We start from the raw sequence: 25,388 nt of genomic DNA, 5'->3' as shown, positions 1-25,388 counted from the left end.
TCCTTGGAGCAAAAGTGGATTTAGCAGGGACCGCCGAGGGAAAGTCCAGCCCTTCTGCACTTGCCTGCGGGGCTACGCGGTCCCTGTAGGAGCGGCCTTGTGTCGCGATGGGGCGCGCAGCGGCCCCAAAATCTCAGTCCCGACACAGATTGCCGGGGCTGCTGCGCAGCCCATCGCGACACAAGGCCGCTCCTACAGGCACCGCGCCAGCCCGGGCCAGCAGCTCCAGCACCGCTTCACTCAGGCGCGGATCGGACAGCACGCGCTGGTGGCCACCCGCCTCCAGCAGCATCAGGCGGCTATCGAACCAGGCCTTGTGGATAACCCGGGCCTCATCGGCTGCGACCAAGGCATCATCGGCGGCATGCACCACCAGCCCGGGTAACTCCAACTGGTAACCCGTCACATCCAGCCGCGCAATCTGCATGCCCACATCCCGCTCCACCTGGCGAATGAATGCAGCCCGCGCCCGCGCCGGCAGACCCAGACGATGGGCAAAGCCACGCAGTACGCCCAATAGCCGCGCCGGGGCAGCGATGCTTACCGCTGCCTCGGTACGCAGCCCCATCTGCAAGGCCAGCAATACACTGGCGCCGCCCATGGAATGGCCAATAACCGCGCGCAGCGGCGGCAGCTCGGCGGCAGCTTCCAGCAGCGCTCGGGCAAACAACACCACATTTGCCTGTTCGCCAGGCGAACGGCCATGCCCCGGCCCCTCCAGCGACACCACCGTGTGCCCCGCCTGGACCAAGGTTTCGATCAACGCGGCAAACTGGGTCGGGCGCCCCTCCCAGCCGTGCATCATCAGCACGGTCGGCCCCTTGCCCCAGCGCAAGGCCGACAAGCCGAAGCGCAAAGTGATGCGCTCGGCGCTGGCCAGCACGGGCAACTCCCAATCCCGTGGCGGCAGGTTGCGAGGAGTCATGAAGGCACGGCGCATCTTGCCCGCGACATGCTCGGGGGCCAGGCGGCCCAAGGTGCCATTGACACCACGAATCCAGCTCAGGGTAGTCATCGCCATGCTCCAGGCTCAAAGCACCGCCGATTTGGCGGCGCGCAGAATACGATCGGACAGTTCGCTGGTGCCCAGGGCACGGGCAAGCGCCAGGCCACCAACCATCAGGGCCAGGTCGGCCAATGCCTTGTCGGCGTCCTCGGGGCGGTCGACCATGGCGGCAGCCATCAACTCGATGTGCTCGGCCAGAACCTCGCGGAAGGCCTCTGGCAGGCGCTGCATCTCGCCCAGCGAATTGGGCAGCGGGCAGGCATGCACTTCGGCATCACGGTGCTTGCGCGACAGATAGAACGCACTGGCCAGCGCCCGCCGCCCGGCGCCATCGAGGCTGGGGTCGATCTGCGCGAGCAAGGCGCGGCGCTCGCCCAGCAACTGGCGGAACGCTTCGAGCATCAACTCGTCCTTGCTGTCGAAGTGGGCGTAGAAACCACCGACGGTCAGGCCTGCCGCACCCATGACCTGGCTGACGCTGGGCTCGGCCGGGCCGTGCTGGATCAGCGCACTTCGCGCCGCCTCGAGAATGCGCTCGCGGGTTCTGCTCTTCTTGTCGCTCATCAGGCCACTCGCCAACAAAAATATGATGATCAAAATATTATTCGCATAATATTTTTTGGCAAGCAGAATCTGCAGCCGCCTGTCGGTCGCGAAATTTTGATTAGGGGAGAAAAACAAAAGGCCCATTCAATAATCGAATGAGCCTTCAAAGTCCCGCAAAACGCGGGTAAACGTGGCGTCCCCTAGGGGACTCGAACCCCTGTTACCGCCGTGAAAGGGCGGTGTCCTAGGCCACTAGACGAAGGGGACGTAACCTTCGTGCCGATCCGCTTACGCGAACCGCGGCAGAAATGGTGGAGCTAAGCGGGATCGAACCGCTGACCTCCTGCATGCCATGCAGGCGCTCTCCCAGCTGAGCTATAGCCCCGAAACAAAAGGCTCATCAGTAATCGACGAGCCTTTAAAGCCCTGCAAAACGCAGGAAAAGTGGCGTCCCCTAGGGGACTCGAACCCCTGTTACCGCCGTGAAAGGGCGGTGTCCTAGGCCACTAGACGAAGGGGACGTAACCTTCGTGCCGATCCGCTTTCGCGAACCGCGGCAAATTGGTGGAGCTAAGCGGGATCGAACCGCTGACCTCCTGCATGCCATGCAGGCGCTCTCCCAGCTGAGCTATAGCCCCGGATTTCTAGCCTCTCGGCCCAGCGACATCCTGAAACATCGCTTGTGCAAAACTGGCGTCCCCTAGGGGACTCGAACCCCTGTTACCGCCGTGAAAGGGCGGTGTCCTAGGCCACTAGACGAAGGGGACTAACCTTCTTACCTTCAAGACCCGGTTGCTGGACCCGGTCTTGCCCGACAGCCTTGGCTGCCAGACGGAATTTGGTGGAGCTAAGCGGGATCGAACCGCTGACCTCCTGCATGCCATGCAGGCGCTCTCCCAGCTGAGCTATAGCCCCACAATGTCGCCTTGAACCGAAGCGCTGGCTGGGTGCCTGGCGTTTCGTTTTCGTTCATCGCTGTGGACGGGGCGCATATTAAGATCGGATTGCAGGGCTGTCAAACGAATTTTTCAAAATATTCAAAAAATTTTTCACAGATAACAATCACTTACCGCCCTCCCCTTGCCAAAACTGAACACTGAGCCCCGTGGGAGCGGGTTTACCCGCTCCCACAAGTTCGGCTTATGGCCTCGGGACCACTGTCAGGCGATAGAGGCCAGCAGCTTTTCCCACTCTTTGTTTTCTTTCTTCGACACACCACCCAGCAGGTCCAGGGCCTGGCGCAGGCGGTAGCGGGTCAGGTCCGGGCCAAGGATTTCCATCGCGTCCAGCACCGAAACCGAGCTGGCCTGGCCGGTAATGGCGGCAAACATCAGCGGCATGGCATCACGCAGCTTCAGCTCCAGCGCCTCGACCACCGCCTGGATGCAACCGGTGATGCGCTCTTTTTCCCACTGACGCAGGCTTTCGAGCTTCCACAGGATCAGCTGGATCACCTGGCGTACCTGGTCGGCCGACAGCTTCTTGCTTTCGAACAGCTTGGCGTCCAGCTTCAGCGCGCCTTCGAAGAAGAACCCGCCCAGCGGGGCAACCTGGCTGAAGGTTTCCACCCGGCCTTGCACGTGCGGGGCGATCTTCATCATGTAGTCGCTGTTGAACGCCCACTTCTGCAGGCGCGCGGCGAACTCCTCGACCGACAGTTCGCGCAGCCACTGGCCGTTCAGCCAGGACAGCTTCTCGATGTCGAAGATCGGGCCGCCCAGCGAGATACGCGACAGGTCGAAGTGCTCGACCATCTCGGCCAGCGAGAACTTCTCGCGCTCGTCCGGCATCGACCAGCCCATGCGGCCCAGGTAGTTGAGCATCGCCTCGGGCATGAAGCCCATGCGCTCGTAGAAAGTCACCGAGGTCGGGTTCTTGCGCTTGGACAGCTTGGACTTGTCCGGGTTACGCAGCAGCGGCATGTAGCACAGCTTGGGCTGTTCCCAGCCGAAGTATTCGTACAGTTTGATCAGCTTGGGTGCCGATGGCAGCCACTCTTCGCCGCGCAGCACGTGGGTGATGCCCATCAGATGGTCGTCGACCACGTTGGCCAGGAAGTACGTCGGCAGGCCGTCGTTCTTCATCAGCACCTGCATGTCCATGCGGTCCCACGGGATCTCGACATCACCACGCAGCATGTCCGGTACCACGCACACGCCTTCGCTCGGCACTTTCATGCGGATCACGTGCGGCTCGCCAGCGTCCAGGCGGCGCTGCACTTCCTCGGCGCTCAGCAGCAGCGCGCGGCCGTCGTAGCGCGGGGTTTCGCCACGGGCTTGCTGCTCTGCGCGCATCTGCTCCAGCTCTTCGGCGGTGCAGAAGCAGTAGAAGGCATGGCCGGCGTCAACCAGCTCCTTGGCGTACCTGGCGTAGATTTCGCCACGCTCGCTCTGCCGGTAAGGGCCGTGCGGGCCGCCGACGTCCGGACCTTCGTTCCATTCGATGCCGAGCCAGCGCAGGGCATCGAAGATCTGCTGCTCCGACTCGCGCGTGGAGCGCAGCTGGTCGGTGTCTTCGATGCGCAGGATGAACTCACCGCCGTGCTGCTTGGCAAAGCAGTAGTTGAACAGGGCGATGTAGGCAGTGCCGACATGGGGGTCGCCGGTAGGCGATGGCGCGATACGCGTGCGTACGGTGGTCATGGAGAGTCTCGAACGAAAGATGAAACAAAGGCGGGATGTTAGCAGGAGGCAGGCACCGGGCTCCAGCAATGGCGCGAACGTCACTTGTCGACCGGCCATGTGCCGCTGTTAAATTTATTTACATTTCTGGAACGATAGTCCTCATGCCTGCCCAACTCAAACGCCGCCTGCTGGTCTTCTTCACCTTGGTGGCCGTCATCGCCCTCACCTTCCTGGGCCACTGGTACTTCAAGGGCCGCTTCTACGAAAGCACCGACAACGCCTACGTACAGGGCGAGATCACCCGCATTTCCAGCCAGTTGGGCGCACGCATCGACGAGGTGCGGGTCGAGGACAACCAGCACGTCAGGAAAGGCGACCTGCTGGTGCGCCTGGAGGCCGCCGACTTCGAACTGGCCGTGCAACGCGCCCGCGCCGCCCTGGCCACCCGCGAAGCCGAGCAGGTGCAGGCGCAAAGCCGCCTGACCCAGCAAGCCAGCCTGATCGCCGCCGGCCAGGCCCAGGTGGCGGCCAACCAGGCCACCTTCGACCGCTCGCGCCTGGACCTGAGCCGTGCCGAGAAGCTGCGCAAACCAGGTTTCGTATCGGAAGAACGGGTCACCACCCTGTCCGCGGACAGCCATGTCGCCGGCTCGCAGGTCGACAAGGCCCGTGCCGACCTGCAAAGCCAGCGCCAGCAAGTCAACGCACTGACCGCCGAACTCAAGCGCCTCGACGCGCAGATCGCCAACGCTCGCGCCGACCTGGCACAAGCCGAACTGAACCTGACCCGCTGTGAAATCCGTGCACCGATCAGCGGCAGCATCGGCCAGCGCAACGCGCGCAATGGCCAGGTGGTACAGGCCGGTGCTTACCTGCTGTCGATCGTGCCGGATGAAGACATCTGGGTGCAGGCCAATTTCAAGGAAACCCAGATCGGCCGCATGCAGCCCGGCCAGCGTGCCGAGCTGCTGTTCGACAGCTACCCCGACACACCGATAGAAGGCCGGGTCGACAGCCTTTTCGCCGCCTCCGGCGCGCAGTTCAGCCTGCTACCGCCCGACAACGCCACCGGCAACTTCACCAAGGTGGTGCAGCGTATTCCGGTCAAGCTGACCTTCCGCGCTGACAACCCGCTGCACGGGCGCATCCGCCCTGGCATGTCGGTGACCGCCACCGTCGACCTGCGCAGCGAAGACGAAGGCCACAATGGCCGGTGACCAGCTGCTCAGGCCAACCGCGGAGCCGACACGGCGGGACTGGATCGCGGTGATGAGCGTGATGCTCGGCGCCTTCATGGCGGTGCTGGACATCCAGATCACCAACTCGTCGCTCAAGGACATCCAGGGCGCACTGTCGGCGACGCTGGAGGAAGGCTCGTGGATTTCCACCTCTTACCTGGTCGCGGAAATCATCATGATCCCGCTCACCGCCTGGCTGGTGCAGCTGCTGTCGGCGCGGCGCCTGGCCGTGTGGGTGTCCAGCGGTTTCCTGTTGTCGTCGCTGTTATGTTCGATGGCCTGGAACCTGGAGAGCATGATCCTGTTCCGCGCCCTGCAGGGTTTTACCGGCGGTGCGCTGATCCCGCTGGCCTTCACCCTGACCCTGATCAAGCTGCCCGAACACCACCGCGCCAAGGGCATGGCCATGTTCGCCATGACCGCCACCTTCGCCCCCTCCATCGGCCCCACCTTGGGCGGCTGGCTGACCGAGAACTGGGGCTGGGAGTACATTTTCTACATCAATATCCCACCGGGCCTGGTGATGATCGCCGGCCTGCTGTACGGGCTGGAAAAGAAGGACGCGCACTGGGAGCTGCTGAAAAGCACCGATTACGCCGGCATCGTCACCCTGGGCCTGGGGCTTGGCTGCCTGCAGGTGTTCCTGGAGGAAGGCCACCGCAAGGACTGGCTGGAATCGCAGCTGATCGTCGGCCTGGGCAGCACCGCCCTGGTCAGCCTGATCACCTTCGTCATCCTGCAGTTTTCCAAGCCACACCCGCTGATCAACCTGCGCATCCTCGGCAACCGCAACTTTGGCCTGTCGAGCATCGCCAGCCTTGGCATGGGGGTGGGCTTGTACGGGTCGATCTACCTGCTGCCGCTGTACCTGGCGCAGGTGCAGGGCTACAACGCCTTGCAGATCGGCGAGGTGATCATGTGGATGGGTATCCCGCAGCTGTTCCTGATCCCGTTGGTGCCGCAACTGATGAAAGTGGTGTCGCCCAAGGTGTTGTGTGCCCTGGGGTTCTGCCTGTTCGGCGCCGCCAGTTTCGGCTCGGGGGTGCTCAATCCGGATTTTGCAGGGCCGCAGTTCAACCATATCCAGATCATCCGTGCCATCGGCCAGCCAATGATCATGGTGACCATTTCGCTGATCGCCACGGCGTATATACAGCCGCAGGATGCGGGTTCGGCGTCGAGCCTGTTCAATATCCTGCGTAACCTGGGCGGTGCGATCGGCATTGCGCTGCTGGCCACCCTGCTGGATGCACGGACCAAGGTGTATTTCGATTACCTGAGGGAGGCGGTGGTGCCGAGCAACCCGCAGGTGGCGGAACGGTTGGCGCAACTGGCGGAGCGGCTGGGCAATGACAATGCGGCGCTGGGCAAGTTGAGCGAGATCACTCACCAGCAGGCGTTGATCATGGCCTATAACGATGCGTTCCACTTTGTGGGGATCGGGTTAGCGGTGAGCATGGTGGCGGTGTTGTTGACCCGCAAGTTGCCGGAGGGGCTGAAAGCGGGAGAAGCACATTGAGGCTATTTCAAACTGTATGCGGTCCCTGTGGGAGCGGGCGTGCCCGCGAACACCGGCGCAGCCGGTGCCAGCCACCGCGTTGAATTCTTCGCGGGCACGCCCGCTCCCACAAGGCCCGCGCCAGGCTTCAGCTGGTAATCAACCGCTCGCGCAGCTGGGCAATCTCGTCGCGCAATTGCGCCGCGGCCTCGAACTCCAGGTCGCGGGCGAACTGCATCATCTTCTCTTCCAGTTGCTTGATGCGTTTGGTGATCTCGCCCGGCGTGCGCAGCTCGGCCTCGTAACGGGCGCTCTCCTCCGCTGCCTTGGCCATGCCCTTGCGCTTCTTGCTGCGCGCGCCGGGCACGGTGGCGCCTTCCATGATATCGGTGATGTCCTTGACCACACCTTTGGGCACGATGCCATTGGCCTGGTTGAATGCGATCTGCTTCTCGCGACGACGCTCGGTTTCGTCGATGGCGCGCTGCATGGAACCGGTGATGTTGTCGGCATACAGGATGGCCCGACCATTGAGGTTACGCGCAGCACGGCCGATGGTCTGGATCAGTGAGCGCTCGGAGCGCAGGAAACCTTCCTTGTCGGCATCGAGGATCGCCACCAGCGACACCTCGGGCATGTCCAGGCCCTCACGCAGCAGGTTGATGCCCACCAGCACGTCGAAGGTACCCAGGCGCAGGTCGCGGATGATCTCCACCCGCTCGACGGTGTCGATGTCCGAGTGCAGGTAACGCACCCGCACGTCGTGGTCGGCCAGGTAGTCGGTGAGGTCTTCGGCCATGCGCTTGGTCAGCGTGGTGGCCAGCACCCGCTCGCCCTGTGCCACGCGCTTGCGGATTTCCGACAGCAGGTCATCCACCTGGGTAAGCGCCGGGCGTACTTCCACCTGAGGGTCGACCAGGCCGGTGGGGCGCACCACCTGCTCTACCACGCGCCCGGCGTGCTCGGCCTCATAGGGGCCCGGGGTGGCGGATACGAAGATGGTCTGCGGGCTGACGTCCTCCCACTCGTCGAAACGCATCGGCCGGTTGTCCAGCGCCGAAGGCAGGCGGAAGCCGTACTCGACCAGGGTTTCCTTGCGCGAGCGGTCGCCCTTGTACATGGCGCCGACCTGCGGAACGCTGACGTGGGATTCGTCGATCACCAGCAGCGCATCGGGCGGCAGGTAGTCGTACAGGGTGGGCGGCGGCGCCCCGGCCGGGCGCCCGGACAGGTAGCGCGAGTAGTTCTCGATGCCGTTGCAGTAGCCCAGCTCCAGGATCATCTCCAGATCGAAGCGGGTGCGTTGCTCCAGGCGCTGGGCCTCGACCAGCTTGTTGGCCTTCTGCAGGTATTCCAGGCGGTCCTTGAGCTCTTCCTTGATGCCTTCCACCGCCTCCAGCAGGGTTTCCCGCGGGGTGACGTAGTGGCTCTTGGGGTAGAAGGTGAAACGCGGCAGCTTGCGGAAGACCTCGCCGGTCAGCGGGTCGAAGGCGGCGATGTTCTCCACCTCGTCATCGAACAGTTCGATGCGGATGGCCTCGAGGTCCGATTCGGCCGGGAAGATGTCGATCACATCGCCGCGCACGCGGAAGGTGGCGCGGGCGAAGTCCATCTCGTTGCGGGTGTATTGCAGGTCGGCCAGGCGGCGCAGCAACGCGCGCTGGTCGAGCTTGTCGCCACGGTCCACGTGCAGGACCATTTTCAGGTAGGTCTCGGGGCTGCCAAGGCCGTAGATGCACGACACGGTGGTGACGATGATCGCGTCACGCCGCTCCAGCAGCGCCTTGGTCGCCGACAGGCGCATCTGCTCGATGTGGTCGTTGATCGAAGCGTCCTTCTCGATGAAGGTGTCGGACGACGGTACGTAGGCTTCAGGCTGGTAGTAGTCGTAGTAGGAAACGAAGTACTCCACCGCATTGTTGGGGAAGAATGCCTTGAATTCGCCATAAAGCTGCGCGGCCAGGGTCTTGTTCGGCGCAAGCACCAGGGTAGGCCGCTGCACCTGCTGAATGACGTTGGCGATGCTGAAGGTCTTGCCCGAGCCAGTCACCCCGAGCAGCGTCTGGTGCGACAGCCCCGCCTCGATACCTTCGACCATCTGGCGGATGGCCTCGGGCTGGTCGCCGGCCGGCTGGAAACGGGTGACGAGCTGGAACTCGGACATGACAGACCTCGCGGTGTTGCAGCAACTGTAAATTTAGCCAGTAGTCTATACCCAAATGCGCCCGCAGGGGGGCGCTTTCAAGGCACAGCTGTGAGCGCTTGTTGCAGTGGACCCGGCAATTAGACCAATGGTCGAAAAATATTTGCGCAAATGACCTGAAAAGCGATGCCGGACTGTCGCGGTGACCGGTCGGTATCACTATACTGACTCCCCGTTTGTGCACCGCTTCAGTGCATTCGGGCTGGAGCGTGTACGTCCTATCACACTCCAATCAGAGCCAAGGTAACAATGAGCCTGTTTTCCGCTGTCGAGCTGGCACCCCGCGACCCTATTCTGGGCCTCAACGAAGCATTCAACGCCGACCCACGTACCGACAAGGTCAACCTGGGCGTGGGCGTATATTGCAATGAGGAAGGCCGAATTCCGCTGCTGCGCGCCGTGATCGAAGCCGAGACCCAGCGTGCCGCCCAGCACGCCTCGCGCGGCTACCTGCCGATCGACGGTATCGCCACCTACGACCAGGCTGTACAAAAGCTGCTGTTCGGCGCCGAGTCGCCACTGCTGGCCGCCGGCCGCGTGGTTACCGTGCAGGCCGTCGGCGGTACCGGCGCACTGAAGATTGGCGCCGACTTCCTCAAGCGTGTGTCGCCGAACGCCGTGGTTGCCATCAGCGACCCGAGCTGGGAAAACCACCGTGCGCTGTTCGAATCGGCCGGCTTCCCGGTGCAGAACTACCGCTACTACGACGCGCCGACCAACGACGTCAACCGCGCCGGCATGCTCGAAGACCTGAACAACCTGCCGTCCGGCTCGATCGTGGTGCTGCACGCCTGCTGCCACAACCCGACTGGCGTCGACCTGAGCCTGGACGACTGGAAGAACGTCCTGGAAGTGGTCAAGGCCAAGGGCCACGTGCCGTTCCTCGACATGGCCTACCAGGGCTTCGGTGACGGCATCGCCGAAGACGCCTTCGCCGTGCGCCTGTTCGCCGAGTCGGGCCTGGAGTTCTTCGTGTCCAGCTCGTTCTCCAAGTCGTTCTCGCTGTACGGCGAGCGCGTCGGTGCGCTGTCGATCGTCACCGCCTCCAAGGACGAGAGCACCCGCGTGCTGTCGCAGGTCAAGCGCGTGATCCGCACCACCTACTCCAACCCGCCGACCCACGGTGCAACCATCGTTGCCACCGTGCTGAACAGCGCCGAACTGCGCCAGATGTGGGAAACCGAGCTGGCCGAAATGCGCGAGCGCATCCACGGCATGCGCAAGCAGATGGTTTCGCTGCTGGCCGAATATGGCGCCAACCGCGACTTCAGCTTCGTTGGCCGCCAGGTTGGCATGTTCTCGTACTCGGGCCTGACCGTCGAACAGGTCGCCCGCCTGAAGAACGAGTTCGGCATCTATGCGCTGGACACCGGCCGCATCGCCGTGGCCGCGCTGAACAAGAGCAACATCCACGTAGTGACCAAAGCTATCGTGCAGGTACTGTAACTCATTGTTTTGCCTAGGGGTGGCTTGACTTCCCCTGGGCAATCAGTAAGATACGCACAGATTCCGCGATAGCTCAGTCGGTAGAGCAAATGACTGTTAATCATTGGGTCCCTGGTTCGAGTCCAGGTCGCGGAGCCAAACATTGAAAACCTCCAGATGCGCAAGCACTGGAGGTTTTTTGTTGCACTTATCCCCTCATGCCAGCGCACGGCTGCTGTATCGTCCGAGATCCCTCGACGAGCACAGGCAAGCATGAAAGCCAACGATTTCACCCAGAACGCTCAGCAAGCGGTAGCAATCGCCGCCAACCAGGCCCTCCTGGCAAGCCGACAAGCAACGTTCGCCGTGGGTGGCTGCATCATCGAAAATGCCACTGGAAAGGTACTGATCGCCCTGCACAATCGCGTGCTGGAGCCCTCTGCCAGCCAGGCGCAACCCGCATTCAGGCTCCGCGACCCAGCGGGGCATGGTGAGCGCCGGCTGGTCGACTGGTATTTCGACAACCAGCAGCGCCTTGCCCTCCCCCCCACGCATGAACTGACCGTCATCACCACGCTCGACCCCTGCGCCATGTGCGCAGGCGCCTTGCTGACTGCCGGCTTCAATGTTGCCGTAAGTGCGCTCGACACCTTTGCCGGCGTCAATCATGACGGCCGTTTCGAATTCCCCGGCCTGCCGGCCGCACTTCGTCTGCGCGCGCAAGCCACGTGGGGCTACTATGCTGTCGGCAGCCCTTTTGATCGCGACTATGTCGGGCCGCCGCAAGGGCCGGTCTACGCTGGCGAACGCATCGACGCCGCAACGATGTGCCTTACCCGTTCGTTGTTCGAGGCCAGCGTGAACCATGTGCACGACGAAAGCAGCAACGCCGGCCTCCCGCCATCTGCCCTGAAGGACCCGATCACCCTACCCAGCCGGAGCCTGGTACGCCAGGCCCTGGCGGGCTTGAGCCCATGGAGCCTGCGCAGCAAAAGTGCAGACCCTCGGCTGCCCGGCATCGAACTGGCCGAGCCATTGGTCGACACAGCGCTCGCGGCAGATACGTGCAATGCCGTAGCCTTGCTGGACCCATTCGGCAATCTGCTGGCCTGCCTGAGCGGTGACGAAACGCGCTCCCCCATTCGCACTGCATTCATGGAGACCACTCGCAGCTACGCCGCGTTGCGCTGGAACCTGATGAACCATGACGACCCACAGGTCCGCCACGAAGCACACCAGCATCTCACCCACCCCCGTTTCTGCACATTCGTCCTGCTCCGTTTTCCGGACCCGGCCGACAGCGAGGCGGTCATGACCCTTGGCGCGTATGGCTCCACCATGGAACGGCACACCGCGCCGTCCTTCCCCTCAAGCCTGCAATATGTATTGCTGCCAACAGGCTGCACTGCCAAGGATGTTGCTCGACTGGCGCAAAATCTGCCGCCGTTCTACACGAGCAACGTGCAGGTTGCGCCTTGCCAGGTACTGGACCCGAACCTGATGCAGGAAGTTACAACCCGGCTGGGGCAGGCTCAGCGCTCCGAGCCTGCTGCCGGATAGGGCAATGTGACCGCACTGCCTTCATCCACCAGGCTCCAGACCAGCAACCTGGCTGACTGCTTCTGACTGGCGTTGCGTGACACGCTGTGCACGGTACCCGGGGCTTCGTACCAGTATTCACCGGCCTTGTAGGTTTTCTCCGGCTCGTTATCGAGCTTCGATACCACTGCCCCTTCCAGCACGTAGGCCATCACTGCGCCCGGGTGCTGATGCGCAGGTGATGCCTGGCCGGGGGCGTAGCTGACGGTGAGCATCACGGCGCTCTTGCCGGGGGCGTTCGAGGGTTGTTGCTGCTGCAGCACCTTGACCTGGTCGGCAGCATCGCCGTGCGCCCAGGCAGGGGTTTGAGCGGCGAGCAGGGCGAAAAGGATGATGCTAAACGGTTTCATGGGGGCTTCTCCTGGATGGCAATTGCCTGCAGGTTAGGCCTGTGGGGCAGAGAGACAAATGACCAATTCGGGGAAAAACCAAGAGGCCGATCATTGCCTGTGCCGACCTCTTCGCGGGCAAGCCCGCGAGGAAGCCGGTGCAGGCACCAGATATCTCAGCTGCTACGTCCGATCGGATAAAACTCACCGTGGCTCCAGACCCCAAGCCACTCTTCCCCGTCGATCTCGCGCGGCACCGCCAGCTCTACCAACTGGTAGAACACATTGCGATTAATCAGCGCCTCGAGGTTGCTGCGTATCAGCACATACGGCGATGGCTCCTGCGTGACAGCGTCGATCACCACGCGCAGCGGGTTGGCCGGCCCGGCTTCGACCTGGTCCTCGACATTGCTGGTGAAGTGCAGCACCTGCTGCTCACCCTCACCTTCCACGTCAAGCGCCACGGCCACGAACGGCGCATCGTCGACGCGGATGCCCACCTTCTCTACCGGGGTAATCAGGAAGTAGTCATCGCCATCGCGGCGGATGATGGTGGAAAACAGCCGCACCATCGGCTTGCGACCGATCGGCGTACCCAGGTAATACCAGGTGCCATCACGGGCGATGCGCATGTCGATGTCACCGCAGAAGTCCGGGTTCCACAGATGTACCGGCGGCAGGCCCTTGGCCTTGGGAATCTGCGCCAGAAGATCATTGGCCTTGCCGGAATCGCTCATCACGCTTGCCTCATTTACTCACACCCAGAAGGCTACGAGCGTACTCGCGCATCGGCGCGCCAAGCAAATCCTCCGGGGTTTTATCGTGGAACGTCAACAAACCGCCACGGCTCTTGATACGTGCAGTGTCGATCAGGTAGCGGGTACTGGTTTCGATGAGCATCATCTGCACCACGCCGGTGTCCCAGCCCAGGCGGTCGACCGCTTGTTCGTCATACCACTCGTCGCCATTGCCGATGCGGTCGTCGGTGCGCGCGAAGCGGGTGTACAGCACGTAGTCGGCACCCACCGAACGGGCCTGGGCGATGGCCTCTTCCAGGCCCAATGGCCCTTGGGCACGCCGTACCAGCGGGAAATATTCGACGAAGCTCTTGTAGGCCTGCTCGGCCACCGCGTTCTGCCGCGGCACCGGTCCCTTGCCCGGAGGCACGAACGCGCCCTGGCCGATGAAGATGAACGAATCGGGCTGCAGGCGGATCGACAGGGTGCGACGGGTATCGCTGTGGTCCAGCAGACCGGCATCGCTCATGTGGTAACGGACGCCCTCGCCCATATCGCTGACATTCATGCAACCGCCCAACGCCATCAGCGCCAGCAGCAAAACCAGGCTACGCATCTTTCCTCCAGTGGCCGGCGACGAAAAACCGGCGAATAGCTGGCGGATGCAGCTTTTGCGCCAGCTTCAGCCGCCAATCACCTTCATCACCATCACATCGCCGGAAAACGCCAGGTCCTGTTTGTCTGCCAAGGCCTTTACCAGCAAGCGCTGCAGCGCCGGCAGCGCCTGATGGCGCGGTTTTTCCAGAAGGTCGCCGACGAAATGGCGATTGCCCGACGACAGGCAGCCATGCAGCCAGCCCGTGGAGGACAGGCGCAGCCGCGAGCAGGTGCGGCAGAATGGTACGCTTTCGTTGGCGATCACGCCGAAGTGGCCTCTGCCGGGCACCTGATAACGCAAGGCAGTGGCGTCCAGCGGCGCATCGACCTGAACGTAGGCATGCTTGCCAGCAATCAGTGCGAGCAGTTGGTCGAGGCCGACGAACTGCTGCAGGAAGACGTTTTGGTCACGGGCCAGGTGGCCCATGCGCATGAGCTCGATGAAGCGCAGTTCGAAGCCGCGCTCAAGGCAATAATCCAGCAGCGGCAGCACCTGATCGAGGTTGTGCCCGCGCATCGGCACCATGTTCACCTTGATCTGCATGCCCATGGCGCTGGCCCGCTCCATGCCCGCCAGCACGCTGGCCAAGTCGCCGCCCCGGGCAATACGGCGGAACGCCTGAGGGTCGAGGGTGTCGAGGGAAACGTTCAATCGGCGGATACCTGCCGCCTGCAACTGGGGCAACTTGCGCGCCAGCAACTGGCCATTGGTAGTCATCGAGATATCGTCAAGGTCGAGCTTGGCCACGGCGGCCAGGAAAGCATCCAGGCGCGGACTGACCAATGGCTCACCGCCGGTGATGCGCAAGCGTTCGATGCCGGCGGCTTCGATCAGGTAGGCCACGCCACGAGCCAGGGCCTCCGCCGACAGTTCGTCCTGTGCTGCCACCAGGCGCTTGCCGTCTGGCACGCAGTAGGTGCAGGCATAGTTACAGGCAGCCGTCAGGCTGACGCGCAGGTTGCGAAAACGCCTGCCTTGACGATCGACGATCATGAATGACTCCGGCATGGATGATGGGGGCTGGCAAAACCTGACTCATAAATCAGGTTTTTGCAAGCCCTGCACATCGCCGAAATAGGTAAGAGCAGCCTTGTGCTGCGAAAGGGCCAGTACAGCCATGCAGATGTGTGCTGGCTGTACCGGCCCTTTCGCAGCACAAGGCTGCTCCTACAGGTACTGCGTATTGCCTGAACGCGGATGCTTCAGTTCGAAGGTTCCGGGTCGCGCTTGCGCTTGTTGCCCATGCGCACGCCAATGTCCATCAGGAACTGGAAGAAGCCTTCCTGGTCCTCCAGCACATTGCTCCAGAACGGCGAGTGGTAAAGCGCCACGGCGCCGTGCACCAGCGCCCAGGCGGCGCAATAGTGGAAATACGGCGGCACGTCTTCGAGCTTGCCTTCGCTGATACGGCCCTTGATCAGCTGGGTCAGGCGGTCGAAGTTGGAGGCACGGATGCTGTGCAGCTGTTCGACCATTTCCGGTACCTGGTTGCCCTTGACCACCTTTTCTTCCAGGCGGTCGAACAGCCGGTAACGCTGCGGATCGCGCATGCGGAACTCGAAGTAGGCTCGCGACAGGGCTTCCTTGTCGCGATCGACGTCGGCCGAATGCAACAGCGCGTTCAGGTCGCGCTCGTAGTCGAGCATCAGGCGCAGGTAGATCTCCGCCTTGGACTTGAAGTGCTTGTAGATCGTGCCTTTGCCGATGCCCACGGCGTCGGCGATCATCTCGACGGTGACGCTGTCTTCTCCCTGTTCGAGAAAAAGCTTGAGCGCGGTGTCGAGGATTTCCTGTTCGCGACGGCGAAACTCACGGACCTTACGAGGTTCTTTCTGCATAGGAAGGACTGGATGACAATCGAAGCGGTTTATTATGCCTAACTTGCAAGAAATTGCACGGATCATCCAAGCATGTCTGTGTTTCACGATGCTTATGGCCATGCGCTGCGGGAGGAATGAAACGTGGGCGTATTCCAAATTTGTTTAAAAATCGATCAATATGCACTGGCACTGCGCCAAAGCTGACTAATACTTGAAGTGTTGGCGCGGCGCATCCCCCCCAAGTGGCGCGCCGATAAAGGTGCTCAGGGACCGCGTACCTTTGTTTTACTCCTAATGGTCTTAACCCGGATTCCCCCCCCAGAACCCGGGTTTTTTTTGGGTGTTTCGAGGGGGGCGTTGGGGGCATTTTTGGGATTACGTGTGGGCTGCTAGGTGCCCTCACCCGCAACCCTTCGAGTCAGGCCACCCGCGCCAACGGGAACAAACGCTTGAAGTTGGCAGTGGTCTGTTCGGCCAACTGCTCATAACTGGCCCCGCGCAACGAAGCCACGTACTCCGCCACCTCACGCACATACTGCGGCAAATTCGGCTTGCCGCGATACGGAATCGGCGCCAGGTACGGCGAATCCGTTTCCACCAGCAAACGATCGACCGGCACCTGCCGCGCCACTTCACGCAGGGCATCGGCATTGCGGAAGGTAACGATGCCAGACAACGAAATGTAATACCCCAGGTCCAGCGCCGCCTTGGCCATGTCCCAGTCTTCGGTGAAGCAGTGCAGCACGCCGGCCTGCGGCAGATTGGCCTCGCGCAGCAGTGCCAGGGTATCGGCACGCGCCGCACGGGTATGCACGATCACCGGTTTGCCGGTCTGCCGCGAGGCCTCCAGGTGCAGGCGGAACGAGGCTTGCTGCAACTCGGCTGCTTCCGGCTCGTAGTGGTAATCCAGCCCGGTTTCTCCAATCGCCACCACATGTGGGTGAGCCAGTTCGCGCAGCAGCCATTCCAGCGCCGGCGTTTCGCCCGGCGCCAGGTCCAGCGGGTGCACGCCCACCGAGCAATCGACATCGGCGTAACGCTCGCTCAGCGCCTTCACCGCACCAGCATTCTCGGCACTGACGCCAATACACAGGAAATGCCCGACCCCGCGCTCACGCGCCGCCTGCAGGGCAGCATCGAGGGAGCCCTGGTGGGCGCTCAGGTCCAGACGGTCGAGGTGGCAATGGGAATCTACGAGCATGGGATAACGACACACATGAAAAAATGAAAATCAGCGGGCGCCCGGCAACTGCAGCCAATGGGCCAGCAGCGATTCAAGCAGCAGGGCGCGGTTGAGGTTGGCCTTGCCCAGCACCTTCTGGCGCTGTTCCAGGATCCATGCCTGCACCTCCAGCACCTTGGCCTGGCGGCTCTTCTGCGCCAGGTACTGCACCACCTTGCGCATATCGGCCAAGCCTAGCCCTTCCTCGTCCTGGGTCAATTGGTAGCGCAGGATCAGGTGCGCCCAATCGCAGAACCAGTCGAACAGCAGCAGCAGCGGTACACCGTTCCAGGCATCGGCCAGCTGGCTAGGCGATTGCTGCTGCTTGAGCAGCTTCTTCACCCCGTCGGTGACCAGCGCACGCTGCTCTCGCACGCCTTGCGCCTGCAAGCTGACCGCCATCAGCGGCGAACCGGCAGCCAGGGTCAGCAACTCGTCGCGCTCGGTCTCATCACTGTCGGGCAGCGCGCCGGCCAGCCAGGCTTGGCTCTGGGCCAGGCTGGGCTGCGGGCAGGCGACCTGCTGGCAACGGCTCTTGATGGTCGGCAACAGACGGCTGGGCTGGTGGGTGACCAGCAGCAACACGGTATCACCGGAGGGCTCTTCGAGGCTCTTGAGCAGGGCGTTGGAGGCGTTGACGTTCATCGCCTCCACTGGCTCGATCAGTACCACCTTGCGCCCACCCAGCTGCGCGGTCTGCACCACGAAGGCCACCAGCTCGCGTACCTGATCTACCTTGATAGGCTTGTCAGCTTCTTCGGGCTCGAGTACGAAGTTGTCCGGGTGGCTGCCGGCCTTGAGCAGCAGACAGGACTTGCACGCGCCACAGGCCTCCAGGCCCTGGGGCTGCTGGCACAGCAGGCGGGCCATCAGGCGCTCGGCCAAGGCCCGCTTGCCGATACCCTGCGGCCCATGCAGCAGGTAGGCGTGAGCGTGCTGGCTGCGGCCGGCCAGTTGCTGCCAGAGGGCCTGCTGCCAAGGATAGGCCTCAGCCACGGCAACGCTCCACGATGCCTGGTAGCAACGCATCGATGGAGCGCTGCACCGCCTCCAGAGACTGGGCGGCATCAAGCAGGGTATAGCGCTGTGGTTCGCGACCGGCGCGCTGCAGGTAGGCCTGGCGCACTGCTTCGAAGAACGCCTGGCCTTCCTGCTCGAAACGGTCCAGGCGGCCGCGGGCGGCGGCGCGGGCCAGGCCCACTTCGACTGGCAGATCGAAGACCAGAGTCAGATCCGGGCGCAGGTCGCCCTGGACGAATTGCTCCAGGATGGCGATACGCTCGACTGGCAAACCACGCCCGCCGCCCTGGTAGGCGTATGTCGCATCGGTAAACCTGTCACACAAGACTACGGCCCCGCGGGCCAGCGCCGGCCGGATCACCTGCGCCAGGTGCTGGGCACGCGCAGCGAACACCAGCAACAGTTCGGTGTCGGCCACCATGCTTTCATCGCTGGGCGCCAGCAGCAGCTCACGCACCTTTTCGGCCAGCGGCGTGCCGCCGGGCTCACGGGTCAGCACTACGTCCAGGCCCTGCTCGCACAGGCGCGCAGCCAGGTAGTCGCGGTTGGTGCTCTTGCCCGCGCCTTCGGGGCCTTCCAAAGTAATAAACAAGCCGCTCACAGGCAGTCCTTAATGTTGTTCGTCAGACATCGGCCGTTCGGCCGCTTGCGCGCCGCCGGCTGGGGCGTCCTGCACAGGCGGCTGGTCGGGCGCTGGCTGCACGGTAGACTCGTCGGCAGGGGCTTCGGGTTGTTCGGCCTCGTCGGCACCTGGTTGCGTCTGTTGCTCTGGCTGCGATTGCGGCGCGGGGCTGGAGCGGTAGTCCGCACGGCGCTTGAGCTGGAACTCGCGCACCGCCGAGTTGTGGTCGTCGAGGTCGTCGGAAAACACATGGCTGCCATCGCCACGGGCGACGAAGTACAGGCTGGTGCCATCGGACGGGTTGAGCGCCGCGTGAATCGCTTCGCGACCGACCATGGCGATCGGGGTCGGCGGCAGGCCGGTGATGGTGTAGGTGTTGTAGGGCGTCGGCTCGCGCAGGTCGGCGCGGGTGATCTTGCCGTTGTAGCGCTCACCCATGCCGTAGATCACCGTAGGGTCGGTCTGCAGCATCATGCCCAGGCGCAGGCGCCGCACGAAAACGCCGGCGATCTGCCCGCGCTCCTGAGGAATGCCGGTTTCCTTCTCCACCAGTGAAGCCATGATCAGCGCCTGGTACGGGTCGCGGTATGGCAGGTCGGTGGTGCGCTCGGCCCACTCCTTGGCCAACACTTCGTCCAGGCGCATATAGGCCTGCTGCAGCAACTCGACGTCGGTCATGCCGCGCACGAAGCGATAGGTGTCCGGGAAGAAGCGCCCTTCAGGGAACACCCCGGTATGGCCGAGCTTGTCCATCACTTCCGAATCGGACAGCCCGTCCAGGGTGTGCTTGATCTTTTCATGCTTGGCCACGGCCGCGCGCACCTGGCGGAAGGTCCAGCCTTCGACCAGGGTGAGGTTGTACTGCACCACGTCGGCTCGACGCCAGGCATCGAACAGCTGCTCCACGGTCATGCCGGGGGTCAGGCGATACTCACCGGTGTGCAGAGGGGTGCCGGCCATGTTGAAACGCCAGTACAGGCGCAACCAGACGGCGTCGTCGAGCAACCCTTCGTTCTGCATGCGATAGAACATGCGGTTGGGGGTGGTGCCATTGGGCACGTCCAGCAGGCGCTCCTGCGTCACGTGCAGAGGCTGCTCCAGGACCGAGTTGACTTTCCAGGCGGACCAGCCCACGGCAAGGCCGGCGAGGATCAAGCCCATTTCCAGCAGCAGCAGGAATTTACGTCTCACGAATTCAGGTTTCCAGTAACGTACGGGCAACGGCCTGCAGTTTACGGGTGAGCGGGCCCGGCGACCAGTTTAGCTCGGCAACGCCTCGCACGGGCCAGACACCGTAGACGCTGTTGCAGACAAATACTTCATCTGCCTGCTCCAGAGCGTCGAACGGCAGGTCGCAGACCTGCACCGGGATGCCCTGCAGCGCTGCCTGTTCCAGCAACGCGCCCCGCATCACGCCAGCGACGCCACAGCGGCTGAGGTCAGCCGTGAACAGCACGCCATCGCGCACCAGGAACAGATTGCTGTACACACCTTCGATCACCCTGCCCTGCCCATCACGCATCAGGCCTTCGGCATGTTCGCTGTCCTGCCATTCGGCACGGGCCAGCACCTGCTCCAGGCGGTTGAGGTGTTTGAGGCCGGCCAGCAGCGGTTGTTCCCCAAGCCGGGTCTGGCACGGAAACAGTTGCACGCCCTGCTCGGCATTGTCGACAGGATAGCTGGGCAACGGGCTGCCCTGCAGAATACGCCGCGGCGCGGCACCGGCAACCGGTGCGTAACCGCGCTGGCTGCCACCACGAGTAAGGATGAGTTTGGCTACGCCATCACCGAGCTGGCTGGCATAGCGCAGGAGTTCGTCGCGTACCAGCGCCAGGTCGGTACTGATCGCCAGGCGCTGGCAACCCAGCGCCAGGCGTGCGAGGTGGCCGTCCAGCAAGCTGGGCCGGCCGTCGCGCACGGCGATGGTCTCGAATAGCCCATCGCCGTAGGCCAGGCCGCGGTTCTGCAGGTTGACTGCAGCCGCCGGCTGGCCATCGATCCAGCTTTGCATCAACCGGCGAACCGGCGGAATACCAGCGAACCGTTGGTACCGCCAAAGCCGAACGAGTTGGACAGCACCACATCGATCGGCATGCTGCGCGCCTGGTGCGGCACGAAGTCGAGGTCGCAGCCTTCGTCCGGCTCGTCCAGGTTGATGGTGGGCGGAGCCATCTGGCTGTTGATTGCCAGTACGCTGAAGATCGCTTCTACGGCACCGGCGGCGCCCAGCAGGTGGCCGGTCATCGACTTGGTCGAGCTGACCGCCAGCTTGTAGGCATGCTCACCGAACACGCGCTTGATCGCCGCCACTTCGGCCACGTCGCCAGCAGGGGTCGAGGTGCCATGGGCGTTGATGTAGCTGACCTCTTCCGGCTGGATGCCGGCATCGCGCAAGGCGTTGGCCATGCAACGGGCAGCGCCTTCACCGGTGTCGGGTGGCGAAGTCATGTGGTAAGCGTCACCGCTCATGCCGAACCCGACCAGTTCGGCATAGATGGTCGCGCCGCGGGCCTTGGCATGTTCCAGTTCTTCGAGCACCAGGGCACCAGCACCGTCGGACAGCACGAAGCCGTCACGGCCCTTGTCCCACGGGCGGCTGGCCCGGGTCGGCTCGTCGTTGCGAGTGGACAGTGCGCGGGAGGCGCCGAAGCCGCCCATGCCCAGGCCGCAGGCAGCCATTTCGGCGCCGCCGGCGATCATCACGTCGGCTTCACCGTAGGCGATGTTGCGCGCGGCCATACCGATGCAGTGGGTACCAGTGGTGCACGCGGTGGCGATGGCGTAGTTCGGCCCTTGCAGCCCCAGGTGGATCGACAGGAAGCCGGAGATCATGTTGATGATCGAGCCTGGCACGAAGAAAGGCGAAATACGACGCGGCCCCGAGTCGTGCAGGGTGCGGCTGGTTTCTTCGATATTGGTCAGGCCGCCGATACCCGAGCCCATGGCCACGCCAATACGCTGGCGGTTGGCGTCGGTGACTTCCAGACCGGCATTACGCACTGCCTGGAACCCGGCCGCCAAGCCGTACTGGATGAACAGGTCGAGCTTGCGGGCCTCTTTGGCCGACAGGTATTGCTCGACCTCGAAGCCTTTCACCGAGCCGCCAAAACGGGTGGAGTAGGCAGACAGATCCGTGTGTTCGATCGGACCGATGCCACTGCGGCCAGCCAGAATGCCCTGCCAGGTGCTCGGTACATCAGTACCCAGTGGCGACAGCATACCCATACCGGTGACCACGACGCGTCTACGCGACACAGTACTCTCCTTTTCTAATGACAGAGTTTCTTGCCATTGCATTCAAGCGATGGAATGAAATGGCAACAAGCTCTTGATACCCGGTGAACGAGACCGACTTGCAAAACGCAGGGTGCTCGCAAAGAAAAAACCGCACGCCGGCAAAGGCAGTGCGGTTTTTCCCGACAAGAAGCGTCGACTACAGCGTCTTAGGCCTGGTGGGCTTTGACGTAGTCTACGGCAGCTTGAACGGTAGTGATCTTCTCGGCTTCTTCGTCAGGGATTTCGGTCTCGAATTCCTCTTCCAGAGCCATCACCAGCTCAACGGTGTCAAGCGAATCGGCACCCAGGTCATCGACGAAGGACTTCTCGAGAGTCACTTCCTCTTCCTTGACGCCCAGTTGCTCGGCGACGATTTTCTTGACGCGTTCTTCGATGGTGCTCATACCTAGTTTTCACTCCTAATGGACATATGTCAGGCAGCTGGCCGGTGGCTAATTTTATAGAAAGACGTTCGCTTTTCAAGCTAAACACGCCTTCACACCAACCCCCACACCCGCTGCCTGGAATCTGGTTGCAGCTTTATAACGGATTTTAGGCTCGCAGTATGACTCTTTTTTTACGAAATCCGTCACATTGAGTTGCAGTGTTACATGTACATCCCGCCGTTGACCGGCACGGTAGCGCCGGTTACGTAGGCTGCGCCGTCAGATGCCAGGAACGAAACAACCTTGGCAATTTCGTCGGCCTGGCCCAGGCGGCCCAGCGGGATCTGGGTCTGCAGCGCTTCACGCTGCGCTTCTGGCAGCTCGCGGGTCATGTCGGTGTCGATGAAGCCCGGGGTCACCGAGTTGACGGTGATGCCACGCGAGCCCACTTCACGCGCCAGGGCGCGGCTGAAGCCTTCCAGGCCGGCCTTGGCGGCCGCGTAGTTGGCCTGGCCGGCGTTACCCATGGCACCGACGACCGAGCCGATGCTGATGATACGGCCCCAACGTGCCTTGGTCATGCCACGCAGCACGCCCTTGGACAGACGGTAGAGGCTGTTCAGGTTGGTATCGATCACGTCGAACCACTCGTCGTCCTTCATGCGCAGCATGAGGTTGTCACGGGTGATACCGGCGTTGTTGACCAGGATGGCCGGTGCGCCGAATTGCTCGCCGATGGCGGCCAGCACAGCTTCAACCGATTCGGCGCTTGTCACGTTCAGTTCCATGCCGGTACCGGTGATGCCGTGTTCTTTCAGCGTGGCAGCAATGCGCTCGGCGCCGGAGGCCGACGTGGCGGTGCCGATCACGGTCGCGCCCTGGCGGCCCAGCTCGAGGGCGATGGCCTGGCCAATGCCACGGCTGGCGCCGGTGACCAGTGCAACTTTACCTTGCAGGCTCATGCAAGCTTCTCCAAATCAGGCCAGTGCCGCGCGGGTGGCGGCGACGGCGTCAGGGGTATTGAGGTTGTAGGTGGTCACGCCATCGGCGCAACGCTTGTTCAGGCCGGCCAGGACCTTGCCCGGGCCGCACTCGACCAGGTTGACCGCACCGTTAGCGGCCAGGGTCTGCACGCATTCGACCCAGCGCACTGGCTGGTACAGCTGCGCCAGCAGGTCGTGCTTGAGGGCATTAAGGTCAGCGGCAACGGCAGCGGTGACGTTCTGCACCACGGGAATTTGCGGGGCGTGCCACTCGATGGCGTTGACCGACTCGGCAAAGCGCTCGGCAGCCGGCTTCATCAGCGCGCAGTGCGACGGCACGCTGACCGCCAGCGGCAGGGCGCGCTTGGCACCCTTGGCCTTGCACAGCTCGATGGCGCGATCGACGGCGGCCTTGTTGCCAGCGATAACCACCTGGCCTGGCGAGTTGAAGTTGACCGCGCTGACCACCTGGTCTTCGGCCGCTTCGGCGCAGACTTCCACGACCACGGCGTCGTCCAGGCCAAGAATGGCGGCCATGGCGCCATGACCGGCCGGCACGGCTTCCTGCATCAGCTGGCCCCGGCGCTCGACCAGGCGCACGGCATCTTTCAGGCTCAGGCTGCCGGCGGCAACCAGGGCGCTGTATTCACCCAGGCTGTGACCGGAGACGAAGGCCGGCCTGGCACCGCCCTCTTCCAGCCACAGGCGCCACAGTGCGATGGACGCGGTGAGGATGGCCGGCTGGGTCTTGTCGGTCTGGTTGAGTTGCTCTTCCGGGCCTTCCTGGACCAGCTTCCACAGGTCGTAACCGAGTGCCTCGGACGCTTCCTTGAAGGTTTCGATGATCACTGGCTTCTCGGCGCCGAGCTCGGCGAGCATGCCCAGCGACTGGGAACCTTGACCGGGAAAGACGAATGCGAGAGATGCAGACATTGAACAAGCCCTTATGATCTTGTCGTCGGATAGGGTGCGCCGGACATTAGCCAGACGCGGAATCTGAAAACTTGGATGGAGACGCGGACCAAGCGGTCACATTTAAGCACTTCAGCGGCGATATGCCTAAGGTCTTTATTCCTTCAGCACCGGCCTCTTCGCGGGTAAACCCGCTCCCACAGGGTTACCACAGACCTAAAGGTTATGGGGCACCTGTGGGAGCGGGTTTACCCGCGAAGAGGCCGGCACAGGCTACAACAGCAAATCTTCCAGCCGCCCATGCAAGCGCTGCGGCAGGTTTTCCTGAATCTCGATCAACGCCCGCTGGATGGCACTCTGGAAGCCCTGCACCCCCGCCGAGCCATGGCTCTTGATGACGATGCCCTGCAACCCCAGGAAACTCGCACCATTGTGCCGCGCCGGTGCCAGGTCGGCCTGCAGGCGTTTGAGCAGCGGCATGGCCACGGCCCCGGCTGCCCGCGACAATACGCCACCCTTGAACAACTGCTCTATGCGCGCACCGATCATCGTCGCCAGCCCCTCGCTCGACTTGAGCAGGATGTTGCCGACGAACCCGTCGCACACCACCACATCGGCTTCGCCGCGATACAACCCGTCACCCTCGACGAAGCCTATGTAGTTGAGCCCGCGGGCGTTCTGCAACAGGCTGGCCGCCAGCTTGACCTGCTGGTTGCCCTTGATGTCCTCGGTACCGATGTTAAGCAGCGCCACGCGCGGCCGCTGCACACCCAGCGCCTGGGCGGCCACCGAGCCCATCACGGCGAACTGGTAGAGGTTCTCGGCGCTGCAGTCGACGTTGGCGCCAAGGTCGAGCAACTGGCAGTAACCGGTCTGGGTCGGGATCGCCGCCACCATGGCCGGCCGATCGATACCTGGCAGTGTCTTGAGCACGAAACGCGAGAGCGCCATCAGCGCCCCGGTATTGCCGGCGCTGACGCAGGCCTGAGCCTTGCCGTCGCGCACCAGTTCGAGGGCGATGCGCATCGACGAGTCCGGCTTGCCGCGCAGCGCCTGGGATGGCCGCTCGTCCATGCCGACCACCTCGCTGGCGGCCACGATTTGCAGGCGCGCGCGATCCGCAGCCGCAAGGCCGCTGACAAGATCTTCGAGGAGGGAGGGTTGACCGACGAGGGTCAGGTGCAGCGAGGGGGTAGCCGAAAGGCAGGCAATGCTAGCCTGGACAATGCTGCGGGGACCGAAGTCCCCGCCCATTGCGTCGATCGCGATGATCTGAGCGGACAA

23 protein-coding genes and 7 tRNA genes are annotated in these 25,388 nt (G+C 63.0%); 5 read left to right on the top strand and 25 right to left on the bottom strand.

The features are described 5' to 3' along the window. Positions 1 to 133 precede the first annotated feature (133 nt). The 9 genes from GYA95_RS03695 to gltX all read right to left on the bottom strand — a co-directional run bounded on the left by GYA95_RS03695 (position 134) and on the right by gltX (position 4,194). The gene (locus tag GYA95_RS03695; RefSeq protein ID WP_015269426.1) at positions 134 to 1,015 is read right to left on the bottom strand and encodes an alpha/beta fold hydrolase; all 882 of its coding nucleotides are present in this window, start codon (positions 1,013 to 1,015) and stop codon (positions 134 to 136) included. 15 nt (positions 1,016 to 1,030) lie between these two features. Next, positions 1,031 to 1,570, bottom strand: coding sequence for a TetR/AcrR family transcriptional regulator (locus tag GYA95_RS03690; protein WP_013971594.1), 540 nt, complete (start codon positions 1,568 to 1,570; stop codon positions 1,031 to 1,033). A gap of 173 nt (positions 1,571 to 1,743) precedes the next feature. Beyond that, positions 1,744 to 1,819 (bottom strand) — tRNA-Glu (locus tag GYA95_RS03685). 42 nt (positions 1,820 to 1,861) lie between these two features. Next, a tRNA-Ala gene (locus GYA95_RS03680) sits at positions 1,862 to 1,937 on the bottom strand. A gap of 60 nt (positions 1,938 to 1,997) precedes the next feature. Continuing rightward, positions 1,998 to 2,073: transfer RNA gene (locus tag GYA95_RS03675), tRNA-Glu, on the bottom strand. Positions 2,074 to 2,114: 41 nt separating this feature from the next. After that, a tRNA-Ala gene (locus tag GYA95_RS03670) sits at positions 2,115 to 2,190 on the bottom strand. A 53-nt stretch (positions 2,191 to 2,243) separates the two neighbouring features. After that, positions 2,244 to 2,319 (bottom strand) — tRNA-Glu (locus GYA95_RS03665). A 72-nt stretch (positions 2,320 to 2,391) separates the two neighbouring features. Next, positions 2,392 to 2,467, bottom strand: a tRNA-Ala gene (locus GYA95_RS03660). Between the two features lie 245 nt (positions 2,468 to 2,712). Beyond that, positions 2,713 to 4,194 (bottom strand): glutamate--tRNA ligase, encoded by a 1,482-nt coding sequence (gltX, locus tag GYA95_RS03655; protein WP_015269425.1) that lies wholly within the window; start codon positions 4,192 to 4,194, stop codon positions 2,713 to 2,715. A 143-nt stretch (positions 4,195 to 4,337) separates the two neighbouring features. Between gltX and GYA95_RS03650 the strand changes: the two genes are divergently transcribed. After that, on the top strand, positions 4,338 to 5,393 hold the full coding sequence (locus GYA95_RS03650; protein WP_015269424.1) for an HlyD family secretion protein: 1,056 nt from the start codon (positions 4,338 to 4,340) through the stop codon (positions 5,391 to 5,393). 49 nt (positions 5,394 to 5,442) lie between these two features. Next, complete coding sequence (locus tag GYA95_RS03645; RefSeq protein WP_170976291.1) at positions 5,443 to 6,933, top strand: MDR family MFS transporter; 1,491 nt, start codon at positions 5,443 to 5,445, stop codon at positions 6,931 to 6,933. A gap of 127 nt (positions 6,934 to 7,060) precedes the next feature. On the opposite strand, the gene uvrB is transcribed toward GYA95_RS03645, so the two are convergent. Further along, the gene (gene uvrB / locus GYA95_RS03640) at positions 7,061 to 9,076 is read right to left on the bottom strand and encodes an excinuclease ABC subunit UvrB (protein WP_015269422.1); all 2,016 of its coding nucleotides are present in this window, start codon (positions 9,074 to 9,076) and stop codon (positions 7,061 to 7,063) included. Between the two features lie 288 nt (positions 9,077 to 9,364). Here uvrB and GYA95_RS03635 point away from each other — a divergent pair, with 288 nt between their 5' ends. The 3 genes from GYA95_RS03635 (at position 9,365) to GYA95_RS03625 (ending at position 12,100) form a co-directional block, all read left to right on the top strand. Next, positions 9,365 to 10,561, top strand: a complete 1,197-nt coding sequence (locus GYA95_RS03635) for an amino acid aminotransferase (protein WP_015269421.1) — start codon at positions 9,365 to 9,367, stop codon at positions 10,559 to 10,561. 62 nt (positions 10,562 to 10,623) lie between these two features. Beyond that, positions 10,624 to 10,699, top strand: a tRNA-Asn gene (locus GYA95_RS03630). A gap of 114 nt (positions 10,700 to 10,813) precedes the next feature. Further along, positions 10,814 to 12,100, top strand: a complete 1,287-nt coding sequence (locus tag GYA95_RS03625; protein WP_015269420.1) for a cytidine/deoxycytidylate deaminase family protein — start codon at positions 10,814 to 10,816, stop codon at positions 12,098 to 12,100. Here GYA95_RS03625 and GYA95_RS03620 read toward each other — a convergent pair. From GYA95_RS03620 to plsX, 15 genes are all read right to left on the bottom strand, one after another. Then, positions 12,073 to 12,489: a cupin domain-containing protein gene (locus tag GYA95_RS03620; protein WP_015269419.1), complete on the bottom strand. Its 417-nt coding sequence runs from the start codon at positions 12,487 to 12,489 to the stop codon at positions 12,073 to 12,075. The genes GYA95_RS03625 and GYA95_RS03620 overlap by 28 nt on opposite strands. Positions 12,490 to 12,644: 155 nt before the next feature. Continuing rightward, positions 12,645 to 13,205 (bottom strand): DUF1285 domain-containing protein, encoded by a 561-nt coding sequence (locus GYA95_RS03615; RefSeq protein ID WP_015269418.1) that lies wholly within the window; start codon positions 13,203 to 13,205, stop codon positions 12,645 to 12,647. Positions 13,206 to 13,215: 10 nt separating this feature from the next. Then, entirely contained in the window at positions 13,216 to 13,821 is a 606-nt protein-coding gene (locus tag GYA95_RS03610) for a DUF4823 domain-containing protein (protein WP_015269417.1), read from the bottom strand. Positions 13,822 to 13,887: 66 nt separating this feature from the next. Further along, a complete protein-coding gene (locus GYA95_RS03605; RefSeq protein WP_015269416.1) occupies positions 13,888 to 14,856 on the bottom strand; it encodes a GTP 3',8-cyclase MoaA in 969 nt (322 codons plus the stop codon). A 209-nt stretch (positions 14,857 to 15,065) separates the two neighbouring features. Continuing rightward, on the bottom strand, positions 15,066 to 15,701 hold the full coding sequence (locus tag GYA95_RS03600; RefSeq protein ID WP_003260720.1) for a TetR/AcrR family transcriptional regulator: 636 nt from the start codon (positions 15,699 to 15,701) through the stop codon (positions 15,066 to 15,068). 400 nt (positions 15,702 to 16,101) lie between these two features. Next, positions 16,102 to 16,884 (bottom strand): TatD family hydrolase, encoded by a 783-nt coding sequence (locus GYA95_RS03595; protein WP_013971582.1) that lies wholly within the window; start codon positions 16,882 to 16,884, stop codon positions 16,102 to 16,104. A 30-nt stretch (positions 16,885 to 16,914) separates the two neighbouring features. Beyond that, positions 16,915 to 17,901, bottom strand: a complete 987-nt coding sequence (locus tag GYA95_RS03590) for a DNA polymerase III subunit delta' (RefSeq protein ID WP_015269415.1) — start codon at positions 17,899 to 17,901, stop codon at positions 16,915 to 16,917. Continuing rightward, the gene (gene tmk / locus GYA95_RS03585; protein WP_015269414.1) at positions 17,894 to 18,526 is read right to left on the bottom strand and encodes a dTMP kinase; all 633 of its coding nucleotides are present in this window, start codon (positions 18,524 to 18,526) and stop codon (positions 17,894 to 17,896) included. Before tmk ends, GYA95_RS03590 begins: the two co-directional genes overlap by 8 nt. Before the next feature lie 9 nt (positions 18,527 to 18,535). After that, on the bottom strand, positions 18,536 to 19,738 hold the full coding sequence (gene mltG / locus GYA95_RS03580) for an endolytic transglycosylase MltG (protein WP_015269413.1): 1,203 nt from the start codon (positions 19,736 to 19,738) through the stop codon (positions 18,536 to 18,538). A 4-nt stretch (positions 19,739 to 19,742) separates the two neighbouring features. Beyond that, positions 19,743 to 20,558, bottom strand: a complete 816-nt coding sequence (pabC, locus tag GYA95_RS03575) for an aminodeoxychorismate lyase (RefSeq protein ID WP_015269412.1) — start codon at positions 20,556 to 20,558, stop codon at positions 19,743 to 19,745. Continuing rightward, positions 20,558 to 21,802, bottom strand: coding sequence for a beta-ketoacyl-ACP synthase II (gene fabF, locus GYA95_RS03570; protein WP_015269411.1), 1,245 nt, complete (start codon positions 21,800 to 21,802; stop codon positions 20,558 to 20,560). Before fabF ends, pabC begins: the two co-directional genes overlap by 1 nt. Positions 21,803 to 21,990: 188 nt before the next feature. Then, complete coding sequence (gene acpP, locus GYA95_RS03565) at positions 21,991 to 22,227, bottom strand: acyl carrier protein (protein ID WP_013971576.1); 237 nt, start codon at positions 22,225 to 22,227, stop codon at positions 21,991 to 21,993. 203 nt (positions 22,228 to 22,430) lie between these two features. Next, a complete protein-coding gene (fabG, locus tag GYA95_RS03560) occupies positions 22,431 to 23,171 on the bottom strand; it encodes a 3-oxoacyl-ACP reductase FabG (RefSeq protein WP_003247160.1) in 741 nt (246 codons plus the stop codon). A 15-nt stretch (positions 23,172 to 23,186) separates the two neighbouring features. Next, the gene (gene fabD, locus GYA95_RS03555) at positions 23,187 to 24,125 is read right to left on the bottom strand and encodes an ACP S-malonyltransferase (RefSeq protein ID WP_080604850.1); all 939 of its coding nucleotides are present in this window, start codon (positions 24,123 to 24,125) and stop codon (positions 23,187 to 23,189) included. Between the two features lie 252 nt (positions 24,126 to 24,377). Then, positions 24,378 to 25,388: a phosphate acyltransferase PlsX gene (gene plsX, locus GYA95_RS03550; RefSeq protein ID WP_075044133.1), complete on the bottom strand. Its 1,011-nt coding sequence runs from the start codon at positions 25,386 to 25,388 to the stop codon at positions 24,378 to 24,380.

This window comes from Pseudomonas asiatica (assembly GCF_009932335.1).
Taxonomy (GTDB): domain Bacteria; phylum Pseudomonadota; class Gammaproteobacteria; order Pseudomonadales; family Pseudomonadaceae; genus Aquipseudomonas; species Aquipseudomonas asiatica.
The sequence above is the reverse complement of the archived record's forward strand: the minus strand, read 5'-3'. Positions and strand labels throughout refer to the sequence as shown.

Excerpts from the sequence above, each read along its gene's own strand:
- GYA95_RS03695 (WP_015269426.1), bottom strand. The coding sequence starts at position 1,015 with ATGACTACCCTGAGCTGGATTCGTGGTGTCAATGGCACCTTGGGCCGC.
- GYA95_RS03690 (WP_013971594.1), bottom strand. The coding sequence starts at position 1,570 with ATGAGCGACAAGAAGAGCAGAACCCGCGAGCGCATTCTCGAGGCGGCG.
- gltX (WP_015269425.1), bottom strand. The coding sequence starts at position 4,194 with ATGACCACCGTACGCACGCGTATCGCGCCATCGCCTACCGGCGACCCC.
- GYA95_RS03650 (WP_015269424.1), top strand. The coding sequence starts at position 4,338 with ATGCCTGCCCAACTCAAACGCCGCCTGCTGGTCTTCTTCACCTTGGTG.
- uvrB (WP_015269422.1), bottom strand. The coding sequence starts at position 9,076 with ATGTCCGAGTTCCAGCTCGTCACCCGTTTCCAGCCGGCCGGCGACCAG.
- GYA95_RS03635 (WP_015269421.1), top strand. The coding sequence starts at position 9,365 with ATGAGCCTGTTTTCCGCTGTCGAGCTGGCACCCCGCGACCCTATTCTG.
- GYA95_RS03625 (WP_015269420.1), top strand. The coding sequence starts at position 10,814 with ATGAAAGCCAACGATTTCACCCAGAACGCTCAGCAAGCGGTAGCAATC.
- GYA95_RS03620 (WP_015269419.1), bottom strand. The coding sequence starts at position 12,489 with ATGAAACCGTTTAGCATCATCCTTTTCGCCCTGCTCGCCGCTCAAACC.
- GYA95_RS03615 (WP_015269418.1), bottom strand. The coding sequence starts at position 13,205 with ATGAGCGATTCCGGCAAGGCCAATGATCTTCTGGCGCAGATTCCCAAG.
- GYA95_RS03610 (WP_015269417.1), bottom strand. The coding sequence starts at position 13,821 with ATGCGTAGCCTGGTTTTGCTGCTGGCGCTGATGGCGTTGGGCGGTTGC.
- GYA95_RS03605 (WP_015269416.1), bottom strand. The coding sequence starts at position 14,856 with ATGATCGTCGATCGTCAAGGCAGGCGTTTTCGCAACCTGCGCGTCAGC.
- GYA95_RS03600 (WP_003260720.1), bottom strand. The coding sequence starts at position 15,701 with ATGCAGAAAGAACCTCGTAAGGTCCGTGAGTTTCGCCGTCGCGAACAG.
- GYA95_RS03595 (WP_013971582.1), bottom strand. The coding sequence starts at position 16,884 with ATGCTCGTAGATTCCCATTGCCACCTCGACCGTCTGGACCTGAGCGCC.
- pabC (WP_015269412.1), bottom strand. The coding sequence starts at position 20,558 with ATGCAAAGCTGGATCGATGGCCAGCCGGCGGCTGCAGTCAACCTGCAG.
- acpP (WP_013971576.1), bottom strand. The coding sequence starts at position 22,227 with ATGAGCACCATCGAAGAACGCGTCAAGAAAATCGTCGCCGAGCAACTG.
- fabG (WP_003247160.1), bottom strand. The coding sequence starts at position 23,171 with ATGAGCCTGCAAGGTAAAGTTGCACTGGTCACCGGCGCCAGCCGTGGC.
- fabD (WP_080604850.1), bottom strand. The coding sequence starts at position 24,125 with ATGTCTGCATCTCTCGCATTCGTCTTTCCCGGTCAAGGTTCCCAGTCG.